The 13,983-nt window shown below is 63.9% G+C and carries 14 protein-coding genes; 8 read left to right on the forward strand and 6 right to left on the reverse strand.

Annotated elements, in window-relative coordinates; all coding sequences use genetic code 11:
• Positions 1-140 precede the first annotated feature (140 nt).
• Positions 141-947: a Cof-type HAD-IIB family hydrolase gene (locus G3446_RS17885; protein ID WP_164454201.1), complete on the reverse strand. Its 807-nt coding sequence runs from the start codon at positions 945-947 to the stop codon at positions 141-143.
• Between the two features lie 192 nt (positions 948-1,139).
• On the opposite strand from G3446_RS17885, the gene G3446_RS17890 reads away from it, so the two are divergent.
• Positions 1,140-2,015 (forward strand): CPBP family intramembrane glutamic endopeptidase, encoded by an 876-nt coding sequence (locus G3446_RS17890; protein ID WP_164454202.1) that lies wholly within the window; start codon positions 1,140-1,142, stop codon positions 2,013-2,015.
• Here the strand turns inward: G3446_RS17890 and G3446_RS17895 are convergent.
• Positions 1,973-3,826: a cation:proton antiporter gene (locus tag G3446_RS17895; RefSeq protein ID WP_164454203.1), complete on the reverse strand. Its 1,854-nt coding sequence runs from the start codon at positions 3,824-3,826 to the stop codon at positions 1,973-1,975. The two genes, G3446_RS17890 and G3446_RS17895, sit on opposite strands and share 43 nt — an antisense overlap.
• Positions 3,827-4,017: 191 nt before the next feature.
• A complete protein-coding gene (locus tag G3446_RS17900) occupies positions 4,018-4,833 on the reverse strand; it encodes a LytR/AlgR family response regulator transcription factor (protein ID WP_245232580.1) in 816 nt (271 codons plus the stop codon).
• A 559-nt stretch (positions 4,834-5,392) separates the two neighbouring features.
• On the opposite strand from G3446_RS17900, the gene argH reads away from it, so the two are divergent.
• Both argH and G3446_RS17910 read left to right on the forward strand, forming a co-directional pair.
• Complete coding sequence (gene argH, locus G3446_RS17905; protein ID WP_164454204.1) at positions 5,393-6,802, forward strand: argininosuccinate lyase; 1,410 nt, start codon at positions 5,393-5,395, stop codon at positions 6,800-6,802.
• Entirely contained in the window at positions 6,795-7,154 is a 360-nt protein-coding gene (locus G3446_RS17910) for a nucleotide pyrophosphohydrolase (protein ID WP_164454205.1), read from the forward strand. The genes argH and G3446_RS17910 overlap by 8 nt, the downstream gene beginning before the upstream one ends.
• 143 nt (positions 7,155-7,297) lie before the next feature.
• Here the strand turns inward: G3446_RS17910 and ureG are convergent, their stop codons facing one another.
• The 3 genes from ureG to G3446_RS29215 form a co-directional block, all read right to left on the reverse strand.
• The gene (gene ureG, locus G3446_RS17915) at positions 7,298-7,912 is read right to left on the reverse strand and encodes an urease accessory protein UreG (RefSeq protein WP_164454206.1); all 615 of its coding nucleotides are present in this window, start codon (positions 7,910-7,912) and stop codon (positions 7,298-7,300) included.
• Positions 7,913-8,493: 581 nt separating this feature from the next.
• Complete coding sequence (locus tag G3446_RS17920; protein ID WP_164454207.1) at positions 8,494-8,787, reverse strand: BrnA antitoxin family protein; 294 nt, start codon at positions 8,785-8,787, stop codon at positions 8,494-8,496.
• The gene (locus tag G3446_RS29215; RefSeq protein WP_425338413.1) at positions 8,753-8,956 is read right to left on the reverse strand and encodes a BrnT family toxin; all 204 of its coding nucleotides are present in this window, start codon (positions 8,954-8,956) and stop codon (positions 8,753-8,755) included. Before G3446_RS29215 ends, G3446_RS17920 begins: the two co-directional genes overlap by 35 nt.
• A gap of 208 nt (positions 8,957-9,164) precedes the next feature.
• Here G3446_RS29215 and G3446_RS17930 point away from each other — a divergent pair, with 208 nt between their 5' ends.
• The 5 genes from G3446_RS17930 (at position 9,165) to G3446_RS17950 (ending at position 13,814) form a co-directional block, all read left to right on the forward strand.
• Positions 9,165-9,302 carry a hypothetical protein gene (locus G3446_RS17930; RefSeq protein ID WP_164454208.1) on the forward strand — a complete coding sequence of 46 codons (138 nt, stop codon included), beginning with the start codon at positions 9,165-9,167 and terminating at the stop codon, positions 9,300-9,302.
• 231 nt (positions 9,303-9,533) lie between these two features.
• Positions 9,534-10,997 (forward strand): ATP-binding protein, encoded by a 1,464-nt coding sequence (locus tag G3446_RS17935; RefSeq protein ID WP_164454209.1) that lies wholly within the window; start codon positions 9,534-9,536, stop codon positions 10,995-10,997.
• Entirely contained in the window at positions 10,994-12,013 is a 1,020-nt protein-coding gene (locus tag G3446_RS17940; protein WP_164454210.1) for an O-methyltransferase, read from the forward strand. Before G3446_RS17935 ends, G3446_RS17940 begins: the two co-directional genes overlap by 4 nt.
• Positions 12,014-12,252: 239 nt before the next feature.
• Positions 12,253-13,359, forward strand: coding sequence for a DNA cytosine methyltransferase (locus G3446_RS17945; protein WP_164454211.1), 1,107 nt, complete (start codon positions 12,253-12,255; stop codon positions 13,357-13,359).
• 14 nt (positions 13,360-13,373) lie between these two features.
• Entirely contained in the window at positions 13,374-13,814 is a 441-nt protein-coding gene (locus G3446_RS17950; RefSeq protein ID WP_342450151.1) for a very short patch repair endonuclease, read from the forward strand.
• Positions 13,815-13,983 lie beyond the last annotated feature (169 nt).

A 13,983-nucleotide genomic window follows, 5' to 3' on the forward strand; every position in this document is an offset into this window, starting at 1 on the left:
CAAGAGGGGGCGAGCCGAGATGCCCGGCTGATCCCGCCAGGTCCCCGCCGGCAACGCGCTCACCGGAGACATGCTTGATGCGTGCTAGCGGCATCGCTTGGGCTTTCCTCCATGGCTTGCGTCTGGATGAGTGACTGCCGTCAGGGGTGTCTGTCCAGGTAGTGCTCACGCAGGTATTGGGCAACCGCTTCCTCGGCATTGGATCCGATGACCTCCGCTTGGGGCAGCGCCGCCTTCAGCCAGGGCGCGGCATTCGCCATGATCGCCCGGGCCCCGGCAAGCCGCAGCATTTCGATGTCGTTACGGCCGTCACCGAAGGCAATGACTTCCTCGGCCGAGATGTCGAGCCGCGCGAGCGTGCGAGCGAGCGCATCCCCCTTGGAGACGCCGCGCGCCATGACTTCCAGGACCACCGGCAGCGAATAGGTGGTCGTCACCCGGTCCGCGAGCCGCTCGTGGATCGCGCCCTCCAGGCGCTCGAGGCGCGCGACGTCCTCCGAATAATAGAAGACCTTGAGTACGGGCTCGTCGTCGAGCGCGGCGAAGTCGCGGATGCGGTAGGCGAATCCCGACTCCTGGTGGTACTCGAGCAGTCTCGGCTCGGCGGAGCTCACCAGCCAGTCGCCCGCCCGGTAGACGTTGGTGTGGACCGCGTCGAACAGCGGATCGCGCAAGAGGAAGTCGAGGCAGTCGGCATCGATGGGATGGTGATGCAGCAGCTGCCCCTGCCGGTCGTGGATCGCGGCCCCATTGCTCGAAATGAGGCAGCCGCCCGCACTCAGGATCTGCGCATGGCAGCGGATGTCCTGAAAGTGCCGGCCAGAGGCCAGCACCAGCTCGAATCCGCGATCGACCAGGGCCAGCAAGACCCGACGGGTCTCCTCGCCCAGTCGGTGCTCGGCGTTGAGAAGGGTACCGTCGAGGTCGGAGACGATGAGCATTGACATCCCGGGGCAGTGATCGGCCGTGTCGTTGAATCGACTTGGTTGATCTTACAGCGGCTTCCAAGTCTCGGCAGTGTCACGGCTTGCAGAACCCAGCGCCGAGGCAGTCGTGCCCCTGGCGTTTCGATTGGATTTTGCGCCTGTCGTGGCTTGCCGCGAGAATGGCCGTCTCCTTTCAGTCCGCACGATCGTCACATGCGCGTCACCGCCATCTTCTTCGCCTATCTCCTCGCTTGCCTGATCCTTGCCGCAATGGCATCCGTCCCCTTGATGACGGGCGGTTGGGTCGACCTGGAGCCGCATCGCGTCATGAGTCGGCTGGCGCAGGCCTTCATCCTCCTTGGCATTTGGCCCCTGCTGCTCGCCCTGCGAGTGGCCGATCGCGACTCGGTCGGCTACGCACCGCCATGGGGCCTGATGCGGCGCTCGATCGGTTGGGGCTGGGTGCTGGGGGTCATGGTCCTGTCCATCCTGCTGGCTGCCCTGCTGATGCTCGACATCCGCGTGCCGGATCCGACGCCGCCGAGCTGGTCGAGCGTCCTGAGCAAGGTGCTGCAAGCCTTGGTCGGCGGTCTCTTGATCGGGCTCATGGAGGAGACCTTTTTCCGTGGCGCGCTCTATTCGGCGATCCGTCGCGCCGAGGGCCTGCGATCGGCGGTGATTTGGAGCGCGCTGCTCTATGCCGCGGTCCACTTCATGAAGCCCGGCGCCCTGCCCGAGGGCATGCCCTTCGATGCGGCCGGTGCCTTCTGGATGGTGCTCTATGCGCTGGGCGACCTCTTCCAGTGGCGCAATCTGGACTCCTTCGCCGCGCTCTTCATGGTCGGCGTCTTCCTCGCCCTGATCCGCGAGCGCACCGGCCATATCGGCTGGTGCATCGGACTGCATGCCGGGTGGGTGCTGGTGATCCAGGTGGGCCGCAAGGTCACGGACGGCAATGAGGGCGCGCCGCTCGCCTTCCTGGTTGGCGACTACGACGGCACCATCGGCTGGCTCGCGGCGGCCTGGATCGGCCTGCTGGCGCTGGCCTATTGGCTGGTGTCCGGCAGGCGCTCCGGCTCGCCTTCCTGAGTCTCGGGGCTGTCCTCGTTGGTCTTGAGGCGCTCCTGCTTGGTTCCGAACCAAAGCAGGCGCTGCCCAGGCTCCGCCTTGATCTCCTCGTCCGCGGCCAGCAGCCGCACCCCGGCATCCTTGCTGATGATGAGCACGGGCAGGGCGCCTTCGGGCAGCACCTCGAGCAGCTGGCTGACGCCGAACTCCTTGGTGATGGAGGTCGCTTGGAAGGTCCAGCCGCGATACCAGCCGCGCTGCAGGTCTTCGTATTGGATCTCGCCGTCGATGAAGGTCCGCCCGCGCGTCCCCGAGCCTGGCTTGCGGCTGGCGTGCGAGGGCTCGGCCGCGAGCTGGTAGACATGCCGGCGGTCGAAGGCCGGCGTGTATTGGGCGCAGACCAGCGAGTTGTAGGCGTCGTTGCTGCTGATGGCGAGCAGGGTGCCATAGTCGCTGAGCTCCAGCTCGCTCTCGGCGTGCTCGGAGAGCAGCTCTCCGAAGTACACCGGCAGGCCGGCGTGGCGGGCGCGGCGCAGCCGATGCCAGGCGCGATCCGTCATGAGGACGGGCACCTTGTAGGAATGCAGCGCCTGCGCGAGTCCAGTGCTCCAGGGGTTGGCCCCGCTGATCAGCAGTCCCTGGCGCGGCGAGGCGCTGAGGTCGAGCTTGCGGGCGAGCCAGCTCAGGCTGAAGCCGTGCAGCAGGACGGTCGTGAGAATCAGGGTGAAGATCAGCGGCAGCAGCAGGTCGCCGTCCGCATAGCCGCGCGCCGCCAGGCCGGGTCCCAGCACGCCGGCGACGGCGGCGGCGACGATGCCGCGCGGCGCGATCCAGCCGATGAGCAGGCGCTCCTGCCAGCTCATGCCGGCCCCGATGGTCGCCAGCCAGATGGTGAGCGGACGCACCAGGAAGAGCATGGCTAGGATGAGCAGGGCGCTGTGCCAGTCGAGCGCGAGCAGGATGTCCGGGTCCAGGTCCGCGGTGAGCAGCAGGAAGAGGCCCGCGACCAGCAGCATGGCGACAGATTCCTTGAAACGGCGCACCTCCTCGATGCTGGGCAGGCCCATGTTGCCCAGCACCACACCCAGCGCCGTGGCAGCGACCAGACCGGCCTCTTCCATCACCAGGTTGGCGAGTCCGAAGGCGGCGAGGGCGGCGCCCAGGGCGACGGGGCCCTTGAGATATTCGGGGACCTTGCCGGCCAGATAGGCCCGGCCGAGCAGCCAGCCGCCAACCCCGCCGAGGAGCCCCGCGCTGAGCAGGCCCAAGGCTAGCTCCGCGAAGGTGTGGCCGAGATCCGGCGCTCCGGGCGAGACGAAATACTCGAACAAGAGTACGGCCAGGAGGGCGCCCGTGGGATCGTTGACGATGCCCTCCCACTTGAGGAAGGACGCCGGCCGGCGCCTCAGGCGCGCCTGGCGCAGAAGGGGCAGGATCACGGTCGGCCCGGTCACCACAGCGATGGCGGCGAAGACCAGCGCGACCGGCCAGGACAGGGCGCCGATCCAATGCGCCGCAAGGGCGCCGAGCCCCAAGCTCAAGACCACGCCCAGCGTGACCAATCGCTTGACGCCGGTCGCCGTCTGCTTGAGCTCGTGCCAGCGCAGGCTGAGTCCGCCCTCGAAGAGGATGACGGCGACGCCGAGCGAGATGAGGGATGGAAAGGCCGGGCCGAGCGCCTCGCTGGGCCGAATGATCCCGAGCACCGGGCCGATAAGGATGCCGAAGGCGACCAGCAGGACGATGGTTGGGATCTTCAGCCGCCAGCCGAGCCACTGAGCGGCGATGCCCAGTGCGGCGATGAGGGCGAGGGTTTCGGTCAAAGGGGTCATGGGTCTCCAGGTCCGTGCTGGGCTGCCGGCGCACAGCCGGCACGGGATGGGGGTGCGATTTGCGTTGGGACTATACCGGGAAAACCGCGTCGCTCGGGAGGGCGTGTCCAGCCGCCGCAAAAAGAAAGGGCGCCGGGTGCGCGTCAAACGCACCTGGCGCCCCATGGCGATCGCGGAAAGTCTGCCGCGGCTCAGCGCCTCTGCTGGTCGACTCTTGGGTCGAAACGTCGGGGGCTCAACCGATGTGTCGTTTTGGCGTCGCGCTCGCGCAGCCAGCGGCGGACCTCGGGCAGGTGTCTGCGGCTGATCGCCAGACGGTCGTCGCAATCGAGCAGCTCGACCCGTGTGGTCCCATCCGTCAGCTTGACCAGGCCCTTCAGCCTGGAGCGCGCGACCAGGGCATTGCGATGGATGCGCAGGAAGAGATCCGGGAATTCCCGCTCGAACGAGCGCAGCGATTCGTCCACCAACAGCTCGCCGTCGAGGTGGCGCACATTGACGTACTTCTGGTCCGCCTGCAGAAAGATGATGTCCGCGATGGCTACGGTCCGAACGCCGCCGCGATAGCGCGCGCTGATCTCGGCGCGCTGCGGCGTCTCGGCTGCCATCTCTTCCTCTTTTTCGACATGCTGGGGTCTGGGCAAGGCTAGCCTCCTTGCGATGTTCAATGCCTCGCGCAGCTGGTCTTCGTTGACCGGCTTGAGCAGGCAGCCGGCGACAGGTCGCTCGGCCATGGCAGGATTGGATTCATCGTCCGATGCCAGGAAGATGATTGCCGGCGGGCGCTCCAGCTTTGCCAGCTGACGCGTCGCTTCTTCTACCGTCATTCCGGGCAGCTCGGTGTCCATGAGCACGAGATCGATCGGCTGGGCACGGCAGCGCGCGATGGCCTCGAAGGCGTCAGTCGCCTCTCCCGCGAGCTCGTGATCGCCCCCAGTGCTGGCGAGCAGCCGCCGCAGGCATTGCCGGCTCGGAAATTCGTCATCGACGACCAGAATCCTCATCATGATCCCCGCTACCCTGGATTGAGCTGAGCAGAGGGCTCAGCCGACGCACTGCGACAGTTTTCAGACCTCCCGAGTCGGGCTGAGCCTGGAGCCGGTGTCTGGGCGAGCTTCGCTGGCAGGCTTCCGCAGCACGCGCTCAGCGGATTCGAGGCCTAGCGAGCACCATCACTTTTCTCGACAACGGGCATCGCCCAAGCCCGCTCGGCCCCGGCCGGTCTCTGCCGACCGCAGTTGGCTACCGATCGTCGATGTCCTGCCTCCAGTGAGGATGGCCAGACTATAAGGCTTGCCAGAACAACCGGATGAGATATGGATCTCAGCTTCGGGCGGCTCGCCGCGAAACTGTGGCCGAGTGCGGGTTTCACAGGCATCTGTGGGCTGTGAGGTCTTCGAGACTGTGACGCGGGCCGCTTTCCAGCTCGGCGCGTGCTGTGTATTGGCCGCTCGACGCTCATTCGTTAGGCGATCTTGCGAGCCCTAGAGCGCGGTCCTGGCGAGGTCGACTCGGCCTCGACTCCAATGTGTAGAATGACCGTTTTGCGAGCTGCTGGACCTTCCGATGCACGAGACCACCTCTTCCAAGCCCTGGGCCGGACGCTTCAACGCGCCGACAGACGCCTTCGTCGAGGCCTTCACCGCCTCCGTCGACTTCGATCGGCGCCTCTACCGCTATGACATCCAGGGCTCGATCGCCCACGCCACCATGCTCGCGCGGCAGGGCATCCTCACCCAGGCCGAGCGTGACGCCATCGTGACGGGGCTGGAGACCGTCAGGGCGCGCATCGACGCGGGCGACTTCGCCTGGTCGATCCCGCTGGAAGACGTCCACATGAATATCGAGTCCGCACTCACGGCGGACATCGGCGACGCGGGGAAAAAACTGCACACGGGGCGCTCGCGCAACGATCAGGTCGCAACCGACGTCCGGCTCTGGCTGCGCGATGAGATCGACACCATTCGCGCCGAGATCCGGCGTCTGCAGCAGGCGCTGCTCGATCTCGCCGAGCGCGAGGCCGAGACCGTCCTTCCCGGCTTCACCCATCTGCAGGTCGCCCAGCCCATCACCTTCGGGCACCACATGCTCGCTTGGCTGGAGATGCTCGACCGCGACTGCGATCGCTTCGCGGATTGCCGGCGGCGCATGAATGTCATGCCGCTCGGCGCCGCCGCCCTGGCCGGGACGACCTATCCCATCGACCGCCACTACACCGCCGAGCTGCTGGGCTTCGACCGTCCGGCGGAGAATTCTCTCGATGCCGTCTCTGACCGCGACTTCGCGATCGAATTCACGGCGGACGCGGCCATCCTCATGATGCACCTGTCGCGCTTCTCCGAAGAGCTCATCCTCTGGTCATCCGCCCAGTTCGGCTTCGTCGAGCTCTCGGACAGCTTCTGCACCGGCTCGTCGATCATGCCGCAGAAGAAGAACCCGGACGTGCCCGAGCTGGTGCGCGGCAAGAGCGGACGCATCTTCGGCCACCTCATGGGCCTGCTCACCCTCATGAAGTCCCAGCCGCTGGCCTACAACAAGGACAACCAGGAGGACAAGGAGCCGCTGTTCGACACCGTCGATAACCTCAAGGGCTCGCTCAAGGTCTATGCGGACATGATGGCGCACGTCACCTGCAACCGCGAGCGCATGCGCGAGGCCGCCAAGCAGGGCTTCAGCACGGCGACGGACCTGGCCGACTACCTGGTGCGCAAGGGCATCCCCTTCCGCGACGCCCACGAGATCGTCGGCAAGGCGGTTGCGCTGGGGGTGCGCGAGGGGCGCGACCTCGCCGAGCTGACGCTGGCCGAGCTGCAGCCTTTCTCGGGCGCGATCGGCGAGGATGTCTTCGAGGTGCTGACGCTGGAGGGCTCGGTCGCGGCCAGGGATCACATCGGCGGAACCGCCCCGGCGCAGGTTCGTGTCGCCATCCAGCGGGCTCGCGAGCGTCTGAGCGCCGAGGCGGGTGGCGATGCCTGACAGCCTGGACGCGCTCAACGCCAGGCTGCTCCGGTTCGCCCAGGCGCGCGACTGGGAGCAGTTCCATTCGCCCAAGAACCTCGCCATGGCCCTCGCCGGGGAGGCGGGCGAGCTGCTGGAGCACTTCCAATGGCTGACGGAGGCCCAGAGCGCGGCCCTGGACGACGCCAAGCGGCGCGAGGTTGCGCACGAGATGGCCGACATCCTCAACTACCTCGTCCGGCTCTCCGAGCGTCTCGGAATCGACCTCCTCGCCGCCGCCGACGAGAAGATCGCCATCAACGAGCGGCGCTATCCAGCCGACAAGGTGCGGGGAGATGCACGGCGGGCGGCTGAGTATCCGGACGACTGACCGGCGGCAGATCGATCGAAGAACCGCAAAGACGCAAAGGACGCGACGCCGGATTGGCCTTGGTGTAATGCCTCGCTCTGGCTCCAACGCTCCCGCTCCCGCGTTGGAGCAAGTCAGCGACGCTCCAGCGTCGCGTCTGGCGTTTATGCGGTTCGCAGCATCCCGCGCTCGATCACGAAATCCATGACGGTTTCCAGGCCCTCGCCCGTCTTGAGATTGGTGAAGACGAAGGGCCGCTCGCCGCGCATCCGCTGGCTGTCCTGCTCCATGATGTCCAGAGAAGCACCCACATGGGGCGCGAGGTCGATCTTGTTGATGACCAATAGATCGGAGCGCGTAATGCCGGGGCCGCCCTTACGCGGGATCTTCTCGCCCTCTGAAACGTCGATGACGTAGAGGGTCAGATCCGCCAGCTCGGGGCTGAAGGTGGCGCTCAGGTTGTCGCCGCCGCTCTCGACGAAGACGACATCCAGGTCGGGGAACTGCTGCTGGAGGTCCTCCACGGCCGCTAGGTTCATCGAGGCATCCTCGCGAATCGCGGTGTGCGGACAGCCGCCGGTCTCGACGCCGACGATGCGCTCGGCCGGCAGCGCCTGGCTGCGGATCAGAAACTCGGCATCCTCGCGCGTGTAGATGTCGTTGGTCACCACGGCGATCTCGAAGCGATCGCGCAGACGCTTGCACAGCAGGTCGAGCAGCGCGGTCTTGCCGGAGCCGACCGGGCCGCCGACGCCGACGCGCAATGGGGATTGACTCATCTGAGATTCCTCGGGCGGAGAGGGTATGTCTCTGCGCCATCGCTGGGTGATGACGCCGCGAGGGTTCGTCGGCGTTGCCGGCTAATGTACATAGCGGAAGGCTACCTCGACACATGATAAGGACGGTCGATTGGGCCGGTCCAGAGGAGTCGCGTCGCTATGCCGGGTGCGCCTGACCTCCAAGGGACTCGCTGTGCTCAGCAGCATCTCTGAGGCGATGAAGACGCAGGGCAGCAACCCCTGGGCGGCGATCAGCTTTCCCACCAAGCAGCACTGGCCTGGCGGTCCAGGGGCGGCCGGGCGGAAGGATCGTTTGTTCCATGCCTATCCGGTTGCTACCCAACGATTCCATGCTAGTTGTGTTTTCGAGCCGAAAGTGCGGCACAAGCCACTTCTGCGAGCCGTCAGACCCCTGGATCGGCGAGTGCATGAGAAAAATCGGCCGCATTGCGGGACCCGCGGCATGGTGTGGGAGGCAACCGGATAGGCATGGTTTGTTCGACGACCGGGCACAGGGGATCGCGGTGGAGCGCTTGGCGCGGCAGGGGATGGCGCGACCCTTTTGCGTTCCCTGGCCGGCATTACTGATGCGTCTTGACGTGCTCGCGCAGCACTGCGTCGATACGCGTCTGCCATCCCGGCCCTTCGGCCTTGAAATATTCGACCACCTCGGGCGAGAGGCGAATGGAGACTGGCTGCTTGGTGGAGTCGGCTTTCGGGCGCCCGGGCGAGCGGCCGAGCGGACGCGTCTGGGCCAATTCTTCGTCGTCCAGCTCGTGGGTGTCGGGGTCCTTCGCGATGCCTTTGCGGATGCGGGCCTCTTCCTCGGGGCTCGGCAGGTCAAAGATCCGGCCGGAGGGTGATGTGACGTGCATCGTCTCGAACCTCTTTCGGGGTGGCTTTGCGCAGACTGACGAGTCTATAAACCTCGTCGGTTTCCGTGAACACAACGCAATAGACGGCCCGACCGATGGGCGCGAAGCCAATCCAGCGCTTCTCGCCGTAGGCCTCGCGGGCACTTCGTTCACCCACGCTAGATCTCATTCCAGATCCGCCGCCAACGCTAACGACAGCCCATGATTGGCGACGTTCAGACGGTCCTTGGCGGGATCGAGGGTGATGGTCATGAATATTATTGTATATACAATAATGCCGAAGGCAAGGACGTTCGCCGTTGCTCACCCCGACCTACGCGGGTTTGTCCCCGCCACCCTCGTTTGAACAGCGTGTTACATGTGAGGTTCGACCCCGCGTGGGCGTGCACCTGCCGGCCTGGATTGGGCGCTGGATCCTCGAAACGCTCACCGCCGAGCGGTGCGGCGACGACGGTACCTGGGAGCAGGTCGGCATCCACAACGATGACTTCGACCTCTATCGAGCCGCATCTTGACAGGAAGGCGCATCTTCGTATCCAGTTGGTGGAACGCATCTATTGCAATAAAGGGCGATCTACCGGACTCGCAGTCGACCGAGTTGCGATTCGAGGGCTGCGAATTCGGTATGCGCAGCGGCGACAGGATCGCGCTGCGGGAGCGATTTGGACTCGCGAGGCGAAGCGTCCGCATCGAATCGAGGACAGCCAGACGCCGCCACAGATACCCCCTCTTGGGAAGGAAAGCGCATGACCAATCAACAAGATCGTCAGGGACAGGATAGCCTCGGCGAGGCCCGAGCCTCACCAACGAAAGATTTTTTCGTTCGGATGCTTACGCGGGACATCGAATTGGGCGATGCGCTGTTGGATCTTCTTGACAACTGCCTCGATGGAGTGCTTCGCACGGGATCCATCGATCGGGACAGTCGGCGTCCTTACGAAGGGTACAAGGCGAAATTGATTCTGTCCGAGCAGGAATTCGTGATCGAGGACAATTGCGGAGGCATCCCCCTAGATGTGGCTCGACGTTACGCGTTCGCCATGGGACGCCCGCAGGATGCTCCGAGCGATGCGCCGGCTACCATCGGGATGTACGGAATTGGCATGAAGCGGGCGATCTTCAAAATGGGAACCAATGCGATCGTCCAATCTCGGCACGGAGATGACGAAGCCTTCTACGTTGAGTTCACGCCCGAATGGATGGCTGACGACATCTGGGAAGACTTGGAAATCTATAGTCTCGACGAGTCGGAATTCACCGGTCTCGGCACGAGAATCCAGATATTGAAACTGGGTGACGAGGCGCGGAGGTTTTTCGGGGATCGTCAGAAGGTCGACGATTTTCGGAAGCTGGTGGCCCGCCACTACTCGTTGATTCTGGAGAAAGGTTTCGAGGTGAGGATCGGATCGCCCGACGAAATCGATTCTGATATCGCGCGAGTCAGGCCGGCACCCTTTCGGTTGCTTTGGTCGACAGAGTCCTCGGATTCGGCACAAATCGCTCCGTTCGTCTATCGAGGGCAGATCGAAGGCGTCGACTGCGAGATCTATGCGGGCTTCTACCGTCCACTGCTCACGAAGGAAGAGCTGGAAACCGAAGAAGAATCGCGCGGTTCGACCGACGACGCCGGGTGGGTCGTCGTCTGCAATGATCGCGTGGTGATCTGGAAGGACAGAACTCGACTGACGGGTTGGGGCGAATCCGGCGTGCCGAACTTTCATGGACAGTTCATCCCCATCACCGGCATCGTGCTCCTGTATTCGGAGGATCCCTCGCTGTTGCCCTTGACGACGACGAAGCGCGGGATCGACGCCGCGTCCAGCGTGTATTCGGTGGCGAAGGACATGATGCGAGATGCGACAAAGGAACTGACCAAGTTCACGAACCGGTGGAAGAAATTTCCCGAAGAACGAAACGAATTCTACAAGCGAAGCAGCAAATGCAGTTTGACTGACATTCGCAACAAGGTTCGGAGCGAAGCATTGCCGCTCAGGAAAACCAGGCGCTTCGGCGAAATCCAGGTCTTTCGCCCCGACCTCCCGGCACCGCCGCGCGAGAACACCGATGCCCGAATCAGTTTCCTTGCGAATAAAGAGGAAATCGAAATCGTCCGTCGGTTCTTCTTCGAAGATCAGGAACTCAAGAACGAAGAAGTGGGCAAACGCTCGTTCGCGTACGCCTTGGAGGGCGCCAGGAGAGCGAGCGAATGAAGGGGGACGCGCTTCCGTACCACCTGCGTCCGCACAAGGCGGTAGACAGGCGGCTGTTTCTGGACTTGCTGGCTCGCTACGAACGATGGCGGCCGTTGGTCGATTTTGCCTACGTTTCGATGGGGGCCTATCCGCTAGAAGACCACAAGCAAGTGCATCGGCACCTAGGTATCGGCCGTTTGATTTCTTTCGATAGCGACAAGAATATCGTTGCTCGACAGACGTTCAACCGCCCTGTAGGATCCTGCGCCTGTCTTTGCCGGAAATCCGCCGAAGTGGTGGACGAATTCGACGACGTTCTGCGTGAGGGGAACGCGGAGGATGCTGCCGGAGTGATCGTCTGGTTGGACTACACGGCTCCGAGAGACATCGGGAAGCAGATCCGAGAGTTTCAGACGCTTTTGAATAAACTGCAGGATAGCGACGTCGTCCGAGTTACGGTCAATGCCAATCCGGCCAGTTTGTTCGACGGAAAGAAGGGCGACGGCTCGCACTACGATGGCAAGGAGATGCGCGAACGCCGATTCGAGGTAATCGAGAAGCGCATCGAGGAGTACCTGCCGTCGGATGCTGGAGCTGACGATATGGACAAGGACGGATATCCGGTGCTGCTTTCTCGCGCATTCGGGCGGGCGGCGACGCAAGCTCTTCCGTTGACAGGTAAGAGAACCTTCGTTCCCCTGTCCCTGGTCAGGTATGCCGACGGCCAACAGATGCTGTCGATCACCGGAGCGGTCGTCGAGAGGAATCGCGTAGGCGAAATGCGCGAAGCGATCGGAATCGAGCGATGGCCATACGGCGTAAGCGATTGGGGCGATGTTCGCCGGCTCGCCGTGCCAGATCTCACGCTCCGCGAGCGGCTGTTCCTCGAGCAGAAAATCGCCGAATCCGAACCCGAGAAAATCGCCGCCGACCTGGGCTTCGAACTTGGCAATGGCATGAATACGAGCCAGTTTATTCAAGATTACAGAAACTTCTACAGATTCTATCCTTCCCTTTTGGCAGCCGAAGTCTGATCCGGCGGCGGGCAACGATCATTTTTCGGTGCCCCGTTGACGAGCTCGCGAACCTAACGACCCGAGAAGCTACCTACGATCGAACGACGCTGACGTCGCGGTTTCGAGGCGAACGCAGGTCGGAATCGTTCCTCGCAGACCGGGCGGCCTACGGTGGGGGCTGCCGGCACTCCGGCCAACAGCGTCCGATCCGCCGGCCGCGATCGACGAATTGTTGCGATGATGGTAGCTTCTCGATCATGGAATTCTTCGCCTCCACCACAAAGCCTTTGCTGATCGATCTATTCGCGGGGTGTGGAGGATTTTCCCTGGGCGCGCATCGGGCCGGCTTTCACGTGACCACGGCGTTCGACAACGATCCCATCCTAAGCTCTTCTTTCGAGTTCAACTTTCCGTCCACTCGTCACGAATTGCGCGACGTGTCTGGCCTGCGCGGCGATGATTTGCGAACGGTTGCTGGAGGGAGTGTCGACGGAATATTCGGAGGCCCGCCCTGTCAAGGGTTCAGCGACATCGGCAGACGTGATCGTTCGGATCCGCGTCGGCGTCTGTTGGCGCATTTCTACCGCCTGGTGGCCGAGACCGGTCCCACCTTTTTCGTGATGGAGAACGTACGAGGTCTTGCCTACCGAAACGCCCGAGACGAGCTCGAAGGCGCGCTGACCTACGTCCGCGACGACTACGCCTTGTTTGGGCCGACGATTCTGGACGCTGCCGATTTCGGAGCGGCGACGGCCCGGCCGCGGCTGTTCGTCGTTGGTGTCCGCAAGGATCGGGGCGACGCCATCCTTCCGGAAGACATCGAAGCCGCCAAGCGTCCGGCGGCGACCGTCCGGGACGCGATCGGCGACTTGGAAGGCGTGATCGAGGTGGGCGAAAGGGACGGATTCGACGTCTGGCGGATCCCGGATCTCGCCCCGACATCCGACTATGCCCGTCGACTCAGAGCCCCGGATCGCCTGTTCACGAGTCACCGGACCACCGCGCACGCGCCCAACGTCGTCGAGCGTTTCGCGCGCGTCGAGCCTGGCGGCAAAGACGAAGTCGGGCGTCATCCTCGGTTGCGGTGGGACGGGCAGTGTCCGACGCTACGGGCCGGGACCGGATCGGATCGAGGATCCTACCAGTCCGTGCGTCCCATCCATCCGGACTATCCGAGGGTGATCACCGTCAGGGAAGCGGCGCGCCTGCAAGGCTTTCCGGACTCCCATCTGTTCCATCCGACGGTGTGGCACTCGTTTCGAATGATCGGAAACAGCGTTTCTCCGATCATCTCCGAGGCGCTCTTCCGCGTGATCGCCGAGAAGCTGTACGGGGAGCGGGTTCCGACGGCGGCGTTCGTCTGAGGTCCAGGGCGACGGTGGACCGGCTTGCTCCGGAGCGTCGCTCCTGGCTCATGTCGAGAGTGGCTTCCAAGAACACCTCGGCCGAACTGCGCGTGCGCCGCGCCCTGCACGCGCTCGGATTCCGCTTCAGGCTGCACCGCAAGGATCTGCCCGGAACTCCCGACATCGTCTTGCCGAAGCACCGCACCGTCGTTTTCGTTCACGGGTGCTTCTGGCATCGGCATCCCGGTTGCCCGAAGGCGACGACGCCGAAGACTCGAGTCGAGTTTTGGCGGAGCAAGTTCGACCGGAACGTCGAGCGCGACCGCGAGGCTATGGCGCAATTGGAGGCTCTGGGGTGGCGGACGGTCGTGATTTGGGAATGCGAGACCAAGAAGTCCGAACGGCTTGCCGAGGTGCTGGAGCGGCACTTCGCGCTTGGCGGAGAAGAGGCGGCTCAGGATCGGGAGGGGTAGCTGCTCGTGGAAAATATGTTCGACCCTGAGGTATCCCCACAAATCCGGCCACCCCGCAGTCACTCCGCAAGCAGTGCATCATGGTCATTCGGGACCCATTGATCCAGCTGTCCGATGGCGTCGACCAGCTCGGCGACGCTCGCGCGGCAATTCTCCAACGTCAGCAGCA

Origin of the sequence: Thiorhodococcus minor, from assembly GCF_010820565.1 — a bacterium.
GTDB classification, from domain to species: Bacteria; Pseudomonadota; Gammaproteobacteria; order Chromatiales; family Chromatiaceae; genus Thiorhodococcus; species Thiorhodococcus minor.

What these genes read in the sequence shown, in the direction of transcription:
- G3446_RS17920 (WP_164454207.1), bottom strand. Translation starts at nt 8,787, where the DNA reads ATGCACGTCACATCACCCTCCGGCCGGATCTTTGACCTGCCGAGCCCC.
- argH (WP_164454204.1), top strand. Translation starts at nt 5,393, where the DNA reads ATGCACGAGACCACCTCTTCCAAGCCCTGGGCCGGACGCTTCAACGCG.
- G3446_RS17940 (WP_164454210.1), top strand. Translation starts at nt 10,994, where the DNA reads ATGAAGGGGGACGCGCTTCCGTACCACCTGCGTCCGCACAAGGCGGTA.
- G3446_RS17910 (WP_164454205.1), top strand. Translation starts at nt 6,795, where the DNA reads ATGCCTGACAGCCTGGACGCGCTCAACGCCAGGCTGCTCCGGTTCGCC.
- G3446_RS17890 (WP_164454202.1), top strand. Translation starts at nt 1,140, where the DNA reads ATGCGCGTCACCGCCATCTTCTTCGCCTATCTCCTCGCTTGCCTGATC.
- G3446_RS17935 (WP_164454209.1), top strand. Translation starts at nt 9,534, where the DNA reads ATGACCAATCAACAAGATCGTCAGGGACAGGATAGCCTCGGCGAGGCC.
- G3446_RS17945 (WP_164454211.1), top strand. Translation starts at nt 12,253, where the DNA reads ATGGAATTCTTCGCCTCCACCACAAAGCCTTTGCTGATCGATCTATTC.
- G3446_RS17885 (WP_164454201.1), bottom strand. Translation starts at nt 947, where the DNA reads ATGTCAATGCTCATCGTCTCCGACCTCGACGGTACCCTTCTCAACGCC.
- G3446_RS17900 (WP_245232580.1), bottom strand. Translation starts at nt 4,833, where the DNA reads ATGATGAGGATTCTGGTCGTCGATGACGAATTTCCGAGCCGGCAATGC.
- G3446_RS17895 (WP_164454203.1), bottom strand. Translation starts at nt 3,826, where the DNA reads ATGACCCCTTTGACCGAAACCCTCGCCCTCATCGCCGCACTGGGCATC.
- ureG (WP_164454206.1), bottom strand. Translation starts at nt 7,912, where the DNA reads ATGAGTCAATCCCCATTGCGCGTCGGCGTCGGCGGCCCGGTCGGCTCC.
- G3446_RS29215 (WP_425338413.1), bottom strand. Translation starts at nt 8,956, where the DNA reads ATGAGATCTAGCGTGGGTGAACGAAGTGCCCGCGAGGCCTACGGCGAG.